Origin of the sequence: Veillonella sp. ACP1 (assembly GCF_000286635.1) — a bacterium.
Taxonomy (GTDB): Bacteria; Bacillota; Negativicutes; order Veillonellales; family Veillonellaceae; genus Veillonella; species Veillonella atypica.
The window spans coordinates 85,227-103,427 of the sequence record NZ_ALKL01000011.1 but is presented as its reverse complement, the minus strand read 5'-3'; the positions used below and the strand labels follow the sequence as shown (position 1 = coordinate 103,427).

16 protein-coding genes are annotated in these 18,201 nt (G+C 40.8%); 8 read left to right on the top strand and 8 right to left on the bottom strand.

Annotated features, from left to right (window positions below; translation table 11 throughout):
- The first annotated feature begins 81 nt into the window (after positions 1 to 81).
- Positions 82 to 939 (top strand): methylenetetrahydrofolate reductase, encoded by an 858-nt coding sequence (locus HMPREF1151_RS05615; protein WP_005375925.1) that lies wholly within the window; start codon positions 82 to 84, stop codon positions 937 to 939.
- A gap of 291 nt (positions 940 to 1,230) precedes the next feature.
- Here HMPREF1151_RS05615 and rsmG read toward each other — a convergent pair whose 3' ends face one another.
- From rsmG to rpmH, 8 genes are all read right to left on the bottom strand, one after another.
- Positions 1,231 to 1,980, bottom strand: a complete 750-nt coding sequence (gene rsmG / locus HMPREF1151_RS05610) for a 16S rRNA (guanine(527)-N(7))-methyltransferase RsmG (protein ID WP_009661322.1) — start codon at positions 1,978 to 1,980, stop codon at positions 1,231 to 1,233.
- 739 nt (positions 1,981 to 2,719) lie between these two features.
- Positions 2,720 to 4,591, bottom strand: coding sequence for a tRNA uridine-5-carboxymethylaminomethyl(34) synthesis enzyme MnmG (gene mnmG, locus HMPREF1151_RS05605; protein ID WP_009661368.1), 1,872 nt, complete (start codon positions 4,589 to 4,591; stop codon positions 2,720 to 2,722).
- A gap of 39 nt (positions 4,592 to 4,630) precedes the next feature.
- Positions 4,631 to 6,016 (bottom strand): tRNA uridine-5-carboxymethylaminomethyl(34) synthesis GTPase MnmE, encoded by a 1,386-nt coding sequence (gene mnmE / locus HMPREF1151_RS05600; RefSeq protein WP_009661364.1) that lies wholly within the window; start codon positions 6,014 to 6,016, stop codon positions 4,631 to 4,633.
- Between the two features lie 238 nt (positions 6,017 to 6,254).
- Positions 6,255 to 7,040, bottom strand: coding sequence for an RNA-binding cell elongation regulator Jag/EloR (gene jag / locus HMPREF1151_RS05595; protein ID WP_009661385.1), 786 nt, complete (start codon positions 7,038 to 7,040; stop codon positions 6,255 to 6,257).
- A gap of 8 nt (positions 7,041 to 7,048) precedes the next feature.
- Complete coding sequence (locus tag HMPREF1151_RS05590) at positions 7,049 to 7,705, bottom strand: YidC/Oxa1 family membrane protein insertase (RefSeq protein WP_009661373.1); 657 nt, start codon at positions 7,703 to 7,705, stop codon at positions 7,049 to 7,051.
- 209 nt (positions 7,706 to 7,914) lie between these two features.
- Entirely contained in the window at positions 7,915 to 8,169 is a 255-nt protein-coding gene (yidD, locus tag HMPREF1151_RS09665; protein WP_071529969.1) for a membrane protein insertion efficiency factor YidD, read from the bottom strand.
- 121 nt (positions 8,170 to 8,290) lie between these two features.
- Entirely contained in the window at positions 8,291 to 8,638 is a 348-nt protein-coding gene (gene rnpA / locus HMPREF1151_RS05585; protein WP_005375872.1) for a ribonuclease P protein component, read from the bottom strand.
- Between the two features lie 79 nt (positions 8,639 to 8,717).
- Positions 8,718 to 8,852, bottom strand: a complete 135-nt coding sequence (rpmH, locus tag HMPREF1151_RS05580) for a 50S ribosomal protein L34 (RefSeq protein ID WP_004692946.1) — start codon at positions 8,850 to 8,852, stop codon at positions 8,718 to 8,720.
- Positions 8,853 to 10,303: 1,451 nt separating this feature from the next.
- On the opposite strand from rpmH, the gene dnaA reads away from it, so the two are divergent.
- From dnaA to gyrB, 7 genes are all read left to right on the top strand, one after another.
- A complete protein-coding gene (gene dnaA, locus HMPREF1151_RS05575) occupies positions 10,304 to 11,923 on the top strand; it encodes a chromosomal replication initiator protein DnaA (RefSeq protein ID WP_009661362.1) in 1,620 nt (539 codons plus the stop codon).
- Between the two features lie 304 nt (positions 11,924 to 12,227).
- On the top strand, positions 12,228 to 13,349 hold the full coding sequence (dnaN, locus tag HMPREF1151_RS05570) for a DNA polymerase III subunit beta (RefSeq protein ID WP_009661359.1): 1,122 nt from the start codon (positions 12,228 to 12,230) through the stop codon (positions 13,347 to 13,349).
- Between the two features lie 204 nt (positions 13,350 to 13,553).
- The gene (locus tag HMPREF1151_RS05565; protein WP_005379450.1) at positions 13,554 to 13,784 is read left to right on the top strand and encodes an RNA-binding S4 domain-containing protein; all 231 of its coding nucleotides are present in this window, start codon (positions 13,554 to 13,556) and stop codon (positions 13,782 to 13,784) included.
- Between the two features lie 3 nt (positions 13,785 to 13,787).
- On the top strand, positions 13,788 to 14,888 hold the full coding sequence (gene recF, locus HMPREF1151_RS05560) for a DNA replication/repair protein RecF (RefSeq protein ID WP_009661379.1): 1,101 nt from the start codon (positions 13,788 to 13,790) through the stop codon (positions 14,886 to 14,888).
- Positions 14,875 to 15,774, top strand: coding sequence for a DUF721 domain-containing protein (locus HMPREF1151_RS05555; RefSeq protein ID WP_009661335.1), 900 nt, complete (start codon positions 14,875 to 14,877; stop codon positions 15,772 to 15,774). Before recF ends, HMPREF1151_RS05555 begins: the two co-directional genes overlap by 14 nt.
- Positions 15,775 to 15,935: 161 nt before the next feature.
- Entirely contained in the window at positions 15,936 to 16,187 is a 252-nt protein-coding gene (gene remB / locus HMPREF1151_RS05550; RefSeq protein WP_009661344.1) for an extracellular matrix regulator RemB, read from the top strand.
- A gap of 109 nt (positions 16,188 to 16,296) precedes the next feature.
- A complete protein-coding gene (gene gyrB, locus HMPREF1151_RS05545; protein ID WP_005375943.1) occupies positions 16,297 to 18,198 on the top strand; it encodes a DNA topoisomerase (ATP-hydrolyzing) subunit B in 1,902 nt (633 codons plus the stop codon).
- Positions 18,199 to 18,201: the final 3 nt, after the last annotated feature.

Below are 18,201 nucleotides of genomic sequence, written 5' to 3'. Positions count from 1 at the left end.
ACTCATGGTTAAAGTCTAAAATAATGCTCACATAACGCATATGAGGCTTTCACCATACATAGAATAGATAAGAGGTATATGATGACATTACGTGAGAAACACCAAAAAGGCCAGTTCACCATCACCGTTGAATTGGACCCACCTAAAAGCAGTTCTGCCCAAAAGGTTTTTGAACAAGCAGCGCGCCTAAAAGGCAAGGTTGACGCCATAAACATTGCGGACAGCCCTATGTCTAAAATGCGCATGAGCCCTATTTCCTTGTCCTATTTATTGCAACATAATGAAGGCATCGAAACGATTTTCCACCTCACATGCCGTGACCGCAACATCATAGGCTTACAATCCGAACTGCTCGGTGCTGCAGCACTTGGTGTTAATAACATTTTGACACTGACAGGCGATAAGCCGGACCATGGCGACCACCCATTCGCACAATCCGTATTTGAAGTGGACTGCATGGGCTTACTAAATATTGCTAAAACATTGAACAGCGGTAAAGATTTAGCAGGTAACGACCTCGATGAACCTACGAACTTCTACATTGGCGCTACAGGCAATCCTGGTGCTCCTGATTTAGAAATCGAACGTCAAAAACTAGCTGCTAAAATCAAAAATGGGGCCCATTTTGTGCAAACACAACCAATCTATGATTTAGAACAAGCTAAACGTTATATCGATAAAATGTCTGAATTCAATGTACCTATTATGCTTGGTTTGATTCCTCTTAAAAGCTTTAAAATGGCAACATACCTACACGAAAAAGTGCCTGGGATTAACCTTACCCAAGACATTCTAGACCGCGTAGAAAAAGGCGGAAAAGAAGCGGGTACAGAAATCGCCATCGAAACCTTGGAACAAATCAAAAAAATCGCTGCAGGCGTACATATCATGCCGCTTAATGATATAGATACGACTTTGCATATTATTGATCACGTGTAATACTTTTAATACAACAGTAAAAGGAATGTCCTCCCAAAACCTCCACCGGCCGGGTCTGACTACGCCCTTCGGGCTTCGCAGGGCCAAAGTCGGTTTTGGAAGGACATTCCTTTTTATTCATTTATAAGACATTACACGTGATTAAATAATATGCAAATCTTAAAAGAACAGGGAACAAATCAATTTTGATTTGTTCCCTGTTTCGTTATACTGTAAAAAATAGACCATTCCAAAAACGATTTCGGGCTCCGCGAAGCGCAGTAGCGTATCGGCTTTTGGAATGGTCTATTTTTATAGCGGTCTATCTTTGATTTCTTTTGGTTTTCTCGGATATTTCCCAGGTGTTTTTCCTGTTTTCTTAATGTACACGATAGCTCGTTTATCATCCAATGTCGGTAAGGTCACGGTTTTTACATCTTCGATGGATGCTTTTAATGTGCTAAGGGCTTTATCAGATTCGCCGACTTCTTCTTCGTAGATAGCGCCTTTTAAGGCGATAACATAGCCTCCTTGTTTAACGTAGGGCACGGTCCATTCTAATAGGATTGGTAATCTTGCAACGGCACGGCTTGTGGCGATATCAAAGCTTTCACGATAGTCCTGATGACTCAAATCTTCAGCGCGTCCATGTAAGGTCTTGCAGTTCGTCAATTGCAATTCGTCGATAACGGACTCAAGAAAGGTAAGGCGTTTCTTGAGGGAATCAAACAATGTTACGTGCACGGTTCTATCATAAATGGCCAAGGGAATGCCGGGAAATCCTGCACCGGTCCCGACGTCAATAATAGAGGAACCAGATTTGATTATCAACGGATCATAACAAGATAGGGAATCAATCATGTGCTTAACCACGACTTCCTTCATATCCGTAATACCCGTCAGGTTGAGGTATTTATTTGTTTCAATCATGCGTGCATAGTACACGTAGAAATCTTTTGCTTGCTGCTGTGTGCATGGCAAACCAAATGCTGCCATTTGTGAAAGCATATATTCAACAAATTCAGATTCACTAGCGATAGGCACATCATATTTTTCTTTCATCGGTGCTCCTAACTATATGTATGTAATTTAGGCTAAAATTCATTTATTCGCGCTGTAAGGCCTATTTAAGTGTTTTTATGATAACTTAATATAAAGCACTTAAAAAAGAGCATACAAGCGAAATATAAGAGTCATATTTGTATCTATTATACCATATTCTCAATATATTCTCATTTATTATATAGATAAAAGTGCAAAAAGAGGAGGTACGCATAAAAATCTTATATCATCTAAACCGCCTCATAATTGTAAACCTATTTTGTTAACCTTCTAACACATCCTTTTCCAAATTTATATATCTTATTTCTACCTTTTAAATTTTACTATTTATCTCTAATTTATCACTATGAACTTTTCTTCACATACAGATTATTTTGTCTATTCTGAATGTACACTCAGTGTATTTCTCTAGTGTACATATTTTACTAGTATAATAATATGTATTTTATAAATATTCATATAAATTTACAAACTTTTACGTATATACGCACTTTTACATTTATAAAAAATAAAGCTTGCTAATGGTATCATTTATAGATACACTACAATCAATAGGAGGTGATACCCATGAAACAAAAATGTATGTGGTTCTTATTTAAACTTGGGCTATCCTTATTTACTCCAGATTATATGAGTCAAGGTCGCGAAGTCGATGAGCATCAGGAACGGGAAATCTTATAACAGAAAAAAGCTAGTTAATCAAACGATTAGCTAGCTTTTTTCTATGTAATCACATATTCTATTTGTTCCTATTATATTGTTCTAGTTGAATCAACAGTACAGACACGTCCGCCGGGGATACGCCAGAGATACGGCTGGCTTGGCCGATGGAGTGAGGGCGAATTTTGTTGAGCTTTTGTTGCGCTTCAAGGGAAATACCTTTAATTTCTGTATAATCCCATTCTTTTGGAAGAATTTTTTCTTCCAGTTTGCGAACCTTCTCAACTTGTTCCATTTGCTTTTTGATGTAACCTTCATAGGTAATGGCAATATCCATAGCTTCTTCTACGTCAGGTGTAAAGCGTTTCAAACCGAATGCATCAGCTACGGTAGCATAGGAGAGTTCGTTACGTTTTACCAAATCATATGCGTGGATGCCTGTTTTGATAGGGGCTGTGCCCAAGCTTTCAAGCAAGGCTTGCGTTTCCTTGGACGGATTGACAGGTGTGTTGCGCAACAATTCCATGCCTTCTTCGATGGCCGCTTTTTTAGCTGTAAATTTAGCCCAACGATCGTCTTTCACAAGGCCGATTTCACGACCTTTTTCGGTAAGGCGCATGTCCGCATTATCTTGACGAAGCAATAGACGGTATTCACTACGGCTCGTCATCATGCGGTACGGTTCGTTGGTACCTTTTGTCACGAGATCATCGATGAGAACGCCAATGTATGCTTCGGAGCGAGCAAGGATGAAAGGTTCCTTACCTTCAAGCCATAAAGCAGCATTAATACCAGCCATGAGGCCTTGTGCAGCGGCTTCTTCATAGCCAGATGTACCATTAGCTTGACCTGCAGAGTAGAGGCCTTCAATATGTTTCACTTGAAGCGCTGGTGTTAATTGTGTTGGGTTCAAGCAATCGTATTCAATAGCATAGGCAGGACGCATGATTTCGACGTTTTCAAGACCAGGAATGGTGCGAAGGAATGCATATTGTACGTCCATAGGAAGGGATGTACTCATGCCTTGTACATACATTTCATTTGTGCCCATTCCTTCTGGTTCTACGAATAATTGATGGCGTTCTTTATCGGCAAAGCGCACCACCTTATCTTCGATGGAAGGGCAGTAGCGCGGGCCAACACCTTCAATTTTACCGCTGTACATAGGAGCACGATGAATATTGCTTTTAATAATCTCATGCGTTTCCTTATTCGTATACGTCAACCAGCACACATCTTCGTTGCGGTTGATCCATTCATCCATAAAGGAAAAGGCATGATGATGTGCATCGCCTTCTTGAACGGCCATATTTTCAATATTAAGCGTCCGTTTATCTACGCGAGCTGGCGTGCCAGTCTTAAAGCGCATCAATTCAACGCCATTATCTAGTAGGGATTGAGAAAATTGTTCCGCTACCCGTTGCCCATTTGGGCCACCTACATAGTCGATATCGCCGATGAGGATTTTACCTTTCAAATAGGTCCCTGTACAAAGAATGACAGCCTTAGCGCCATAGAATTCGCCAAGCTCAGTAACGATGCCCGTTACCTTGCCATCCTCAACCTTGAGCTCGGTCACCATGATTTGCTTAACATTGAGATTATCCGTATTTTCCAAGGTATGTTTCATCAAATGTTGGTATTTAATTTTATCTGATTGGCAGCGCAAGGAATGCACGGCAGGGCCTTTACCCATGTTGAGCATACGCATTTGAATAGCCGTAGCATCCGCATTGATACCCATTTGACCGCCCAACGCATCGAGCTCATACACAAGATGGCTTTTACCAGGACCGCCAACGGCAGGGTTACACGGCATAAGTGCAATATTATCCAAACTGATGGTCGCCATCAACGTGCGATGACCCATGCGGGCGCAGGCGAGGGCCGCCTCACAACCAGCATGACCGCCACCGATGACGATGACATCATAATTATCTACAGTATACATATCTATTGAATTCCTTATATTTATTACTTATTTTGAAAGTTATTTACCTAAACAGAAGCGACTGAATAGTTCGTCGATCATGGATTCACGAATGGTATCGCCCGTAATGTCGCCTAGTAGTTCCCAGGCGCTACGCAAATCGGTAGCGACAAAGTCCACCGGCATGCCCATGTCGATGGAGGAGAGGGCTTCTTCGACTTGAGCCTTCGCTTGTTCCATGAGGCTGATGTGGCGCACGTTACTGATCATAGCGCTGTTATCTTGTTTTACACGACCGCCATAGACGAGTTCTTGCACCCATTTAGAGAGAACTGCAGATCCTTCGCCGTCTTTGGCACTGATGCGCTCAATAGCTGTAAATGTGCCGTGTTCTTCGATATTTTCGTCTGTAACGACTTGTGCCACATCGGACTTATTGAGGAGTACGATGGTATTCAAACCGCTCACAGAGATCAAAATTTCGATTTCTTCAGGGGTTAATGAAGTAGACCCATCTATAACGCAGAGCACGATGTCTGCTTTGTTGATATAATCGCGAGCACGCTCCACGCCGAGGGCTTCTACCGTATCTTGAGTATCGCGAATACCTGCCGTATCGATGAGGCGCAATGAAATGCCTTCTACGGTCATATATTCTTCAATACTGTCCCGCGTCGTTCCCGGAATATCCGTTACAATAGCGCGGTTTTCGCGCAAGAGAGCGTTCATAAGGCTCGATTTACCTGCATTGGGGCGGCCTACAATAACCGTCGTAATACCATCGCGAATAAGACGACCTGTGTTCGCTGTAGACAAGAGTTCATCCATAGCTTTCAAAATAGGCTCTAGCTGCTCACGAACCTCTTGGCTCGTTACATCCTCGATATCCTCCTCAGGATAGTCGATAGTTACCTCTAAATGAGCAATCATGGCGATGAGCTGTTCACGCACATCTTTTACAAAGGACGAAACTGTGCCGTCCAGCTGCGATACAGCGAGAGAAAGGGAGTCCTCTGTTTTTGCTTCAATAATATCAATGATTGCCTCTGCTTGAGTGAGGTCGATACGTCCGTTCATAAAGGCGCGCTTCGTAAATTCGCCGGCCTCTGCCATGCGCACATCATGATTTACGAGCAATTTCAAGATTTGTCGAACCGGCACAATGCCGCCGTGACACTGAATTTCCACCACATCCTCTGCCGTGTAGGAGTGGGGGCCCTTCATCAATAACACAAGAACCTCGTCGATGGTCTTGTTCGTCGCTGGATCCACAATCGTCCCGTATTGAATCGTTCTATTTTGGCGGTCCATCAACGGAACCGTGCCAGCGCTCTTGAACAGGCTATTTACAATAGGAAAACTATCCTTACCGCTGACCCGAATAATACCAACCCCGCCGATGCCGGGCGGCGTCGCAATGGCCGCTATTGTATCATCTATATACATAAAAATCTCCGTACTTCGAATATCTTTAATTTCTTCGCCTGTGAAAGTTAAACTAAACCAATCTTACCCATGCGAAGATTACCTTAGGTTAGCTTTCACCATAACCTATCGTATTACGTATAAATAAAATGGTGGTGGCGGTGGCATTCTGAAACCGACTTTGGCCCTGCGGAGGCCGTAGGCCGGAGTCAGACCCGGCCGGTGGAGGTTATCAGAATGCTATCGCCACCAAACACTTTTATTTTTTGTAAGAGATCACGATATGGCGGAATGGTTCATCACCAGCGGATTCTGTGACGATGTGTTTATCATCATGCAACGCCGTATGAATGATTTTGCGTTCAAATGCATTCATAGGTTCTAAGGAAACCTTTTGACGGTTACGTTTTACCTTAGATGCAAGGCGTTTTGCAAGATTAATCAACGTTTCTTCACGACGAGCACGGTAATTTTCCACATCCACCACGATGTGACAATGGCCAGACACCTCTTTGTGAGCCACCAAATTCGTTAAATATTGGATAGCATCAAGGGTTTGACCGTGTTTACCAATCAAGATACCAAGGTCTTCACCATGTACTTGGAACGTGATTTTATCAGCGGTAAACATCTTTTCAATCATCACGATAAGGCCCATTTGACCGAACATCTTTTCAAGGAATTCCTTACCTTTTTCAGCGATGATTTGTTGTGTTTCTTTTGAAAGCTCTTGTTTAGCTTTCACAGATACCGGTGAATCATCAACAGATTCAGCCACATCGCGTTCATCAGTCGCAACAGGCGTATCCGATACAGCATCAGAAGTCTCAGCGATGACTTCTTTTTCTTCTTCCGTAGCCGCAGCTGATACCGTTGTATAGAACAAACGAACCACAGCTGGTTTACGGCCAATACCTAAAAAACCATTAGAAGGTTGTTCAATAACCTTTGTTTCTACCAATTCCCGGCCATCTATAGAAAGTTCTGCAACCCCTTTAGCGATGGCATCTTCAATCGTTTTAGCAGATACATCGATAAATTCCATAGTGCCTCCTATTTATTAGCTTCTAAGCCTTTGTAAATGAAATGTTGTTGCACCAATTGGAACACATTGGATACAATCCAGTAAATAACAAGACCAGATGGGAAATTCAAGGAAATGTAACCGATGAACAATGGCATAAAGATTTGCATAATCTTTTGTTGTTGTGCAGCGGCACCACTAGCACCCATACCAGTTTGTCGGGACATAAGCCATGTGGACAAAGCACTCAATACTGGCAAAATGTAGTATGGATCTGATTCGCCAAGGCTAGGAAGCCATAAGAAATGTTCGAATTCAGGATTGTAAGGATATCCTTGCAATGCGTAGAAAATAGCGATCAAGAACGGCATTTGCACCAATAAAGGCAAGCAGCCAGCCAATGGGTTTACGCCCATTTCTTTGTACATAGCGCCCATCTCAGCTTGTAAACGTTGAGGGTCGTTTTTGTATTTTTCTTGAAGCTCTTTCATGCGAGGTTGTAACTCTTGCATTGCTTTCATAGATTTAATTTGTTTTACTGTCAACGGCGCTAAAATCGCTTTAATAATAACAGTAATGATGATAATAGCCACCCCATAGCTTGGGAAGCCGACCATGTCAGTGAAGTTGAAAGCATATGTCACAAGTGTGCGCATAAATTCAACTAAATAGTTAAAAATTTCCATTGTTTCTCCTTCGAGTGCAGGTCTAAATTGGGTTCCTTCGCGCATCCATATATCGTTATGGTATGGTCTAAATTTCATCCATACAGATGCTCAGGTATTTCCAAAATTGTGCTCGCTTAGACGAATATTATTTGTGAAAGTTTTCACTAACGCCATTTTACTATTGCTTGTGAAAGCCCTAACTAGCGTTAGCTTTCACCAAAACCAATCTACGGAACGGGATCATACCCACCCTTGTGGAATGGATGACAACGCAAAATGCGTTTTAGCCCAAGCCAGCTACCTTTCAAAGGACCATATTTTTCAATGGCCTGCAGAGTATATGCGGAACAAGTGGGATAATATCGGCAACATCCCGGTTTGAGAGGGGAAATGGCAATCTGATAGAAGCGAATAACGAGCCATAAAACAAAGGTAATACCTCGTTTTATACAATTTAATACAGTTATACATGTATTTTTCATAGAATTCACCATGATTGGATTAGCGTATGTATCTAAGACATTTCCACCAAATCCATATACCTCATAATACGCGAATAGGACCAAAGCATAGCGCTGTCCATGCTTGTGGTCCTATATAGGATTATACTAAGAGCTTGCTTTTACGCAATAAGTACAGTATTTCCTTTTCCGCTCGTTCATAGGTTGCGTCCTTCAGAGGGCCACGTCCAACGATAACAATATGATACCCTTCGCGAATTTGATGCTGATTGAGGCGATACACCTCTTTCATAAGGCGACGTGCTCGATTGCGTTCAACCGCACAACCCACCTTTTTACCCGTCACAAATCCGATGCGAGTCTTTTGCTTCGCTACAGGCATACGATATAACACACATAGGCGTCCTACCTCGTACTTACCATGCTTATACACAAGGCGATATTCATTATTGTTTATAATACGTCTCGTTTTATCTAAGCGGTAATCCATTGTATCGTCCGAGTCCTATAGAATAGAAAAACTTGGCAAGAGCGCCAAGTTTTCTGAAAGCTCTTGCTGAGCCATTATATTATGCAGATAAGCGTTTTCTGCCTTTAGCACGTCTTCTTTTTAATACGAGACGGCCACCGATAGTTTTCATGCGTTCACGGAAACCATGGGTACGTTTTCTCCAAAGAGTATTTGGTTGATATGTACGTTTCATTAGTAAAACACCTCCTCGTTATATATTTGTTTTACTTATACCATAACAGGGTAATTATAGAGGGAAAACGCAAATCTGTCAATAAAAAACAGGTGTTTTCTTAGCATTTTTAGTATATGCGAAACCGATATCACACTATTTTTGAATATATAATTTGTTTGCTGCCAACATTTTCATAATTTAGTAATGAGGAAAGGACCATGATTTTTCGCTCCACCGGCCGGGTCTGACTACGGCCTGCGGCCTCCGCAGGGCCAAAGTCGCTGCAAAATCATGGTCCTTTCCTCATTCTACTGTAACTATGAAAACGTCAAACAAATTATATTGCATTCAAAGATCATCCTATCGGTTTCGCACATATTAAAAACAAATAAGTAAATACCTGTTTTTTTTATTGAAACAGATTGCGCGCACCTTCCCTTGGCGGGGAATACAAAATCTACTATTTTAGGGCAACATACCTACACCTCTTTTGAAATAGAACAGGCCTGTTCTATTTCCGGAACACCCTATATACATACCTATTTCGAATTAGTACACGCCTGTTCTATTTTTCAGAACACCCTATACACATACCTATTTTGAATTAGTACACGCCTGTTCTATTTTTCGGTACACCCTATACACATACCTATTTCGAATTAGTACACGCCTGTTCTATTTTTCGGAACATCCTATACACATACCTATTTTGAATTAGTACACGCCTGTTCTATTTTTCAGAACACCCTATACACATACCTATTTTGAATTAGTACACGCCTGTTCTATTTTCCGGAACACCCTACTTATTTCCCTGCGAAGGGCGGAGTCAGGCCCTGCCATTTTTCTTCTACCCATTATGAAATTTGTTTATTTTAACTAGTTTTAGATTAAAGTAGGTTTGGTGGTCACTTTTTCGCGACTTTGGCCCTGCGAAGCCCGTAGGGCGGAGTCAGACCCGGCCGGTGTTCCCCATTCCCATATGAAATTTGTTTATTTTGACTATTTTTGATCAAAAGAGGTGAGGTTATCATTTTTTTGCGACTTTGGCCCTGCGGAGCCCGTAGGGCGGAGTCAGACCCGGCCGGTGGAGTAAAAAAATGATAACCTTACCGACCTACGCAAAAATACGAAAATAAACAAATTCCATAAAAGTTATCCACAGATAGAATGACAATCTTCCTCATTTTTGGTACAATCATAATTGAAATTGGTAAAAAATATATATTTTTATAAGTTTTTTTCGGATAGTTTAGAAAAGTTATCCACATTTTTTCTCTTTTGACCTATGAATAGTATAAACTCAGTATTTATAAGGTTGGAAGGGAATTTTATTTTCTCTTATTCACAAGTTGTGCACAGGTTATTCACAGGTATTTGTGGTTTTTCCACAGTTTTAGAATAAGTTATACACATAACAACGAAAGTTATACACATTTTTAGTAAAAGTTATACACAAGAGGAACAAAATGCAAGCAGCTGATATTAATGATATATGGGAACGTATATTACAAGTAGCAAAACAAACACTGCCGCCTGCGATTTATTCAAGTTTGAGTACTTCTCTCATACCGATGAGTATAGATAATAATTCTATACACATTGGGGTTATGCAGAGTTTTATAAAAAGTGTCATCGAATCTCAGCAAACGGTAAGTAAGTTGTTAACAGATGCCATCAAGCAAGTGACAGGCAAAGAATTAAATATGGTTTTATTGGATCTGTTTCCACAAAAGGATGATGTTCCAACAGCACCGCATGTAGCAGATACTTTCACAGAGAATACTGCAGAAAATACTAGTACAAACACTATAGAAAATACGGTGGTAAGTGACGCGGACAACATCGATAAAAAATCCTCAAAACCTGCAAAGCAGGAGGTTCCATATCAAGAGGAATTTTACACACCGGTGTACGCAGATCCTGTGTATATCCAGCGTAAAGAGGTGGACGAGTTAATTCCAGATGAACCGATGTTTCCTGTAGAGCAGCCACAGATGGTGCAAACGTTGCAATCTACGGATATTCCTATCGATTTGTCATCGTCACAGCTCAACAGTGGTTATCGATTTGATAATTACATTACAGGCAATGCAAACCGCATTCCGTTTGGAGCAGCACAAAACGTGTCGGAGCATCCTGGCGGCGATTATAATCCGCTCTTTATCTACGGTCCATCGGGACTCGGTAAAACGCATTTGATGCACGCTATCGGCAATGCCATCGTTGAAAGATATCCTAATCTCAAGGTGATGTGCACAACGAGCGAAAAGTTCATGAATTTGTTCATCGAATCTATACGCAAGCGACAAGGAGAGTTGTTCCGTAATACGTTCCGCAACATCGATGTATTGCTCATTGACGATATTCAGTTCTTGGAAAATAAAGAGGGCACGAAAACAGAGTTTTTCAACACCTTCAACGAATTATTAGACAATAACAAGCAAATCGTCCTCACCAGCGATACTATGCCAAATGACATGGACCAATTCGAAGAGCGCTTGCGTTCTAGATTCCAAGCGGGCTATGTGGCAACCATGGAAAATCCAGATTTGGAAACGCGCATTGCCATTTTGAAAGCCCTCGTTGAAAAGGAAAACAACAAGAATCGTAATCTCGTTATCGACAACGATGCCATCAACTACGTGGCGTTACAATTCGACGAAAACATTCGCGTATTACAAGGGGCTTTCAATAAACTCATCGGTACCGCATCGCTAGAACAACGGACCAGCAGCATTGATTTGGAATACACGAAAAAAACATTATCCGACATCATCACGACAGAACGGGTAACACTCATCGACATCGAGTCCATTCAAGACTTTATCAGCACCTATTTCAACATTAAGAAACAAGATTTGTTAGGCAAGAAACGGAAAGCCCAATTCGCATTTCCACGACAAATTGCCATGTATTTGTGCCGCGATGTGATTAATGAAAGCTACCCACAAATTGCAGCGGCTTTTTCCAGAGATCATACGACGATTTTGCATGCGTACGATAAGATCAGTAAAGAAATCGACAAGAATCCGGAAACGAAACAGATTATCCTAGACATCAAAGCTAAACTGTCATCACTCAATTAAAACGGGTGTGGATAACTCTGTGGATATATTGTGTATAAATCTGTGGATATTGCAGAAATCAATATTTTCTGTGACTATGTGGATAACCTAAAACAAGGTATACACACACTTATCCACAACTGTGGAAACGCATGAAATCTAGTAAACTTTCACATGTACACACATTCACAGCGCCTACTACAAATACTACTAAACTAACAAACAAATCAAAAACATATCAGAAAACCGATCTATCGTTGATTATCTATAGAGCATCAACGAAAATCGCACAACGAATATTACAAACAAGGAGAGTATTTACGTTATGAACATCAAATTCCCTAAGGCCAATCTCCAAAAAGCCATTAACGTTCTACAAAAAGTATCACAAAATAAGACAAGTTCAAATCTACCAGGATCCATTTATATAACTACAAAAAATAATCAAGTGGAACTACAAGGTAACGATTTTGAATTGGGCATCAAATTAACAATCGACGCGGAAATCCTAGAACCAGGTACTTTAGTGGTTGCTTCCCGTTATTTCCAAGAATTAATCCGCAAATTACCAGGCGAAACGATTCAATTAAGCAAACCAGAGGATGGCAATACACTAAAAATTACATCCGGTTCCTCTGAATTTAATTTAGTAACCTTGCATCCAGACGATTTCTCCTTGGTAGAACAAATTCACGACCAAGACTATGTCAATATCGATAGCCAAGCGATGAAAGAACTCATCGACCTTACGAACTATGCAGCAGCAAGCGACGATGATCGCCCTGTATTTGCTGGTGCTTTGCTGGAAATCAAAGATGCAAACGACAAAGAAGTGACTATGGTTGCTACTGATACTCATCGCATGGCTGTTAAAAAGGTAACCATCGATGAACCTGCCACATCCCCTATGCGCGTTATCATTCCAACAAAGGCTTTGGCAGAAGTATCTCGTTTATTGCCAACCGATAATCCTTCTATTATTAAAATCATTTGGAACCGCACACAAATCGTATTCATGTTCGAATCCATCTACATTATTTCCCGCTTAATCGAAGGCACGTACCCAGAATATGAAAAGGTAATTCCTGCTCAATTCGATTCTAGTGCCGTTGTAGATCGCAAGGAATTTGCCGGTGCTGTTGATCGCGTATCCTTGTTAGCAAAAGATATGAGTTACAACGTTATTCGCTATGATTGGTCCGAAGAACAAGTGACTTTGTCCAGCCAAAATGCTGAAATTGGTATGGCGAAGGAAGAAATTCCTGTGGAATTTAAGGGCACACCGTTTACGATTTCCTTTAATGGTCGTTATATTTCCGATATTTTGCGTCATAGCACAGGCGATAACATACACATGTATTTAAAACAAAATGGTCCTGTTGTGATTCGCCAAGATAATAATCCGAACTATACCTATGTAGTAACACCTGTTCGTACAAATTCTTAATTGTTAGATATGGTAATATATTCTCATATTTGTGAAAGCTATTTCTAATACTGCTTTTTATATTGAGAATTAATTATGTATTATATATAAATAATTGCATATTTATATGCATAAAAATTCATATTATCAAGTATATAATGATGAGTTTTAGTCATGATTATATACTTGGTATATCCTGTAATTTGTCCACCATAGGAGGACGTTATGAAACAACAACCTGTACCAATCCATACGGAGTATATTCAAATCGATCAATTGCTTAAATTAGAAGGCGTCATTGAAACAGGGGGACAAGTAAAAGGTCTCATCGATGATCAAGTGCTGACATTAAATGGCACCATCGTTACAGAAAAACGCAAAAAATGTCGCGTTGGCGATGTGATTGGTGTAGAAGGTCTCGATGTGGAATTCATCGTTACCAAAGAGGAGGCATAATCGGTGAGAATTAACTCACTGCAATTGTTCCAATTTCGCAACTATAAGGATTTAACCCTTGATTTGCAGCCTGAAATCATCGTCTTGTACGGCACCAATGGGGCTGGTAAAACCAATATTTTAGAGTCCATTTACGTCGGTACCATTGGTAAAAGCCACCGTACAAACGATACGTCGGATATGCTTTTATTTAACGCTGATGAAGCGGGTATTGTGGTGAACTTTGAGAAAAAGGAGACGCCGCAAAAGGTTAATATCAAGCTATTTCGACAAGGTCCTAAGGATATCCGCTTAAATGATACTAAGATTTCGCAAAAGGAATTGATTGGTACTTTAAATACGGTCATCTTCTGCCCAGAGGATTTACAGCTCATTAAGGGCAGTCCATCGGGTCGTCGCAGATTTTTAGATATGGAAATATCTCAAACGAGCGCTACTTATTATCATCAATTATTGCAATATAATCGTTTATTGCAACAACGGAATACATTGTTGAAGGAATATCGCGGTAAACAGAATATTCCTCTTGCTGAATGGGATGTACAACTGGCGGATATGGCGGCTTTCATCGTAAAAAAACGGATGGAAAGTTTAAAGAAAATCAATTTGCTTATCGATTTGATGAATCGTAAATTGACGGGAGGCCTAGAAAATCTCACTATAGGCTATGAACAATCATATGGGGAAGAGGGTCATATGGTGTACACGAAGGAGGCCTTTTACGATTTATTGCAAGAGGCATTGCCTCAAGATCGTCATCGCATGACGACAAGCGTAGGTCCTCATCGAGATGATTTACGATTCTTTTCCGATGCTATCGATTTAAAAAAATTTGGATCCCAAGGGCAACAGCGGACGGCTGTGCTTTCACTAAAACTGAGCGAATTAGAATTCATCAAATCCGAAGTAGGCGAATATCCCGTATTGCTCTTAGACGATGTGTTGAGCGAGCTCGACGAGGCGAGACGGAACAATTTGTTGCAGTTCATTCATAAACGCATTCAAACCGTCATTACCACGACGGATATACATGATTTTGAAAATATGCAAGGTGTTCAATTTATTCAATGTCAGGAGGGGCACATCCATTATGGAAAGCCTTGATATGTGCTTAGCTGGTGGCCTACATGAGTTAGGTTTACTGGAACAATTTAAACTGAATACCCTCGTTCATCATTGGTGTGATGTGGTGGGGCCGATTTATGCTGGTCATACGCGCATCATCGACATCAAACCTCCAAAAATTGTGCTCAGCGCGGACAATTCGCAGTGGATGCAAGAGGTTAAGATGAACCAAAAACGCATCCTTAAGGCCATTAATGACTATTACAAAAGTGATATTATTACAGAAATGGGCCTCATCATGCATCGGCAGAGCTATGTGAAAGAAACGGCTAACACAGACATTCTGAAAATAGACATGCCCGACATCGATGGGTATATCGATATGTCGAAAATCGCCTTGTCCGATGATGATATGAAATCTATTGATGCTATGGTTGAAAGCTTAGCAGAAGAGAAACTAAAAGAACCGTTTCGTAAGGTGCTCATTAGTAGCCGCAAAAAGGAAATCTATTTGCTTGAACACGGCTATCATCGATGCGAGCGATGCCATACGTTGATGAGTAGACAAACAAAATATTGTGTGTCCTGCGAATATGAAATGCATCGTAATCATATTAATGATATAAAAACACAAATTAGACGACGTCCGTACATAAAATATAGCGAAGCTCAACAATACATCAAATGCACTTTTAAAGATTTTTCCATAGCCATGCGAGAACTGATTTATTTCTATTTAGATAAGGTCTACCACGGATCTACAAGCCGAAACCACATGTACATGGCCACCATGCTCATCACTCATAAACGGCTTGAAGAACTGACAGACCAGCACGTTATCAACTTGTGTAATAAATATCGATCAAAATTCTTGAGCGAGGAAAAACAAAAAGAGCTAAATATGCTTAGGGGTGTATTGGAATAGATGACCATTATTTCTCGCTCCACCGGCCGGGTCTGACTACGCCCTTCGGGCTCCGCAGGGCCAAAGTCGCTGCGAAATTAATGGTCATCTATTCAATAGCAGGACAGAGAAAAATGGAGTTTATTTAGCATTCTTACTTAGATGAAAATAAGAGGAGAAATATGTATCTTCATATTGGCGATAATTTTAGTATCCCTATGAATTCGATCATTACCATGATTCATGCGGAGTCTGGTAAGCATCATAGGACGGGCATTTCTCATTATGACGCAGAGGTTATATACATTGTGCCCGAGGATAAGGTAAAGACGTATATTGTAACAGATGATGGTGTGTATGCATCTGGTATATCACTTAAAACGCTTAAAAAACGGATTGATGAGTTTTATATGCTTTTAAGTAGCAAATTATAGGGCTTTCACGATATAAGCAATCTATAGTATAATAAAGAGATAATCTAGCACCGCAGATGTATTGTGTATTAGCATATTGCGGTTTATGTCGTTAGGAGGAGTTTGTTTAATGGCTGAAGAAAATTATGGCGCTCAGAATATACAAGTTCTTGAGGGTCTAGACGCGGTCCGTAAACGCCCAGGGATGTATATTGGTAGTACGTCCATTCGCGGTTTGCATCACCTCGTTTATGAAGTAGTAGACAATTCAGTGGATGAAGCGCTTGCAGGGTATGCGACGCATATCGAAGTATCCATTAATGAAGATAATAGTATTACCGTTGTCGATGATGGTCGTGGTATTCCAACAGGAATGCATGAGTCCGGTATGTCTGCGGTAGAGTTAGTTTTAACAAAATTGCATGCTGGCGGTAAATTCGGCGGTGGCGGCTATAAGGTATCAGGCGGCCTTCACGGTGTAGGTATTTCCGTAGTCAATGCGTTGAGTGAATGGACTAAGGTTCAAGTATCTCAAAATGGCATTATTCAAGAAATCGATTTTTCCCGTGGTCATAAAACATCTGAATTGCACGAAATCGGCAAGGCAGAAGGTACTGGTACGACTGTTATTTTCAAACCAGATTCTGAAATTTTTGAAACGACGGTGTTCAATTTCGATACATTGAAAATTCGTTTACAAGAGTTGGCATTCCTTAACAAAGGCCTTCGCATCACATTGAGCGATTTGCGCCAAGAGGAACCTCGCATTGAAAGCTTTCATTACGAAGGTGGTTTAAGTTCTTTCATTACATTCTTAAACGAAAATAAGGAAGTTGTTAACCCTACTGTTATAGACATCGAAAATACAAAGGATGACGTTGTGGTAGACGTGGCGTTGCAATACAACGATAGTTACAGCGAAAACTTGTTGTCCTTCGTAAACAACATCAACACTGTTGACGGCGGTACCCATCTATCCGGTTTCCGTGCTGCCTTGACGCGTACCCTCAATGATTATGGCCGTAAATCCGGTTTGATCAAGGAAAATGAAAGCAATCTTTCCGGCGAGGATGTACGTGAAGGTTTGACAGCGGTTGTGTCTGTGAAAGTATTAGAACCTCAGTTCGAAGGTCAAACTAAAACGAAACTTGGCAATAGCGAAGTTAAAGGTATTACCGATGTTATCGTATCTGAAGGTCTTAAAACATTCTTTGAAGAACATCCACAAGATGCGAAGAAAATCATCGAAAAAGCAACGATGGCAAGTCGTGCTCGCGAGGCTGCTCGTAAGGCCCGCGACTTAACACGCCGTAAAAATGCGTTGGAAGTATCTAGCCTTCCTGGTAAATTGGCAGATTGCTCTGAAAAAGATACATCTATGACAGAAATTTATCTAGTCGAAGGTGATTCTGCGGGCGGTTCTGCAAAACAAGGTCGCGATCGTCGTTACCAAGCGATTTTACCATTGCGTGGTAAAATTCTTAATGTAGAAAAGGCGCGTCTTGATAAGATTTTAGCGAATAACGAAATTCGTTCCATGATTACCGCATTTGGTACAGGCATTGGCGACGAATTCGATATTACAAAATCCCGTTATAACAAGATTATTATCATGACAGATGCGGACGTTGACGGCGCTCACATCCGTACATTGCTTCTCACATTCTTCTACCGCTATATGAAACCATTAGTAGAAGAAGGCCATATCTACATCGCACAACCGCCTTTATACCAAATCAAAAAAGGCAAATCTCATTGGTATGTGTACTCTGATGCAGAATTGACGGCTAAGCTTGATGAAGTAGGCCGTGATGGTATCACAATCCAACGTTACAAAGGTTTAGGTGAAATGAATCCTGAACAATTATGGGAAACAACAATGAACCCTGAAAATCGTACGATTTTACAAGTTAGCTTAGAGGATTCTATCGAAGCTGATAAAATCTTTACGGTTCTCATGGGCGACAAGGTTGAACCTCGACGTAAATTTATTGAAGATAACGCAAAATATGTGCGCAATCTAGATTTGTAAGAG

Coding starts and splice junctions, on each gene's coding strand:
- HMPREF1151_RS05615 (WP_005375925.1), top strand. CDS start 82: ATGACATTACGTGAGAAACACCAAAAAGGCCAGTTCACCATCACCGTT.
- rsmG (WP_009661322.1), bottom strand. CDS start 1,980: ATGAAAGAAAAATATGATGTGCCTATCGCTAGTGAATCTGAATTTGTT.
- mnmG (WP_009661368.1), bottom strand. CDS start 4,591: ATGTATACTGTAGATAATTATGATGTCATCGTCATCGGTGGCGGTCAT.
- mnmE (WP_009661364.1), bottom strand. CDS start 6,016: ATGTATATAGATGATACAATAGCGGCCATTGCGACGCCGCCCGGCATC.
- jag (WP_009661385.1), bottom strand. CDS start 7,040: ATGGAATTTATCGATGTATCTGCTAAAACGATTGAAGATGCCATCGCT.
- HMPREF1151_RS05590 (WP_009661373.1), bottom strand. CDS start 7,705: ATGGAAATTTTTAACTATTTAGTTGAATTTATGCGCACACTTGTGACA.
- yidD (WP_071529969.1), bottom strand. CDS start 8,169: ATGAAAAATACATGTATAACTGTATTAAATTGTATAAAACGAGGTATT.
- rnpA (WP_005375872.1), bottom strand. CDS start 8,638: ATGGATTACCGCTTAGATAAAACGAGACGTATTATAAACAATAATGAA.
- rpmH (WP_004692946.1), bottom strand. CDS start 8,852: ATGAAACGTACATATCAACCAAATACTCTTTGGAGAAAACGTACCCAT.
- dnaA (WP_009661362.1), top strand. CDS start 10,304: ATGCAAGCAGCTGATATTAATGATATATGGGAACGTATATTACAAGTA.
- dnaN (WP_009661359.1), top strand. CDS start 12,228: ATGAACATCAAATTCCCTAAGGCCAATCTCCAAAAAGCCATTAACGTT.
- HMPREF1151_RS05565 (WP_005379450.1), top strand. CDS start 13,554: ATGAAACAACAACCTGTACCAATCCATACGGAGTATATTCAAATCGAT.
- HMPREF1151_RS05555 (WP_009661335.1), top strand. CDS start 14,875: ATGGAAAGCCTTGATATGTGCTTAGCTGGTGGCCTACATGAGTTAGGT.
- remB (WP_009661344.1), top strand. CDS start 15,936: ATGTATCTTCATATTGGCGATAATTTTAGTATCCCTATGAATTCGATC.
- gyrB (WP_005375943.1), top strand. CDS start 16,297: ATGGCTGAAGAAAATTATGGCGCTCAGAATATACAAGTTCTTGAGGGT.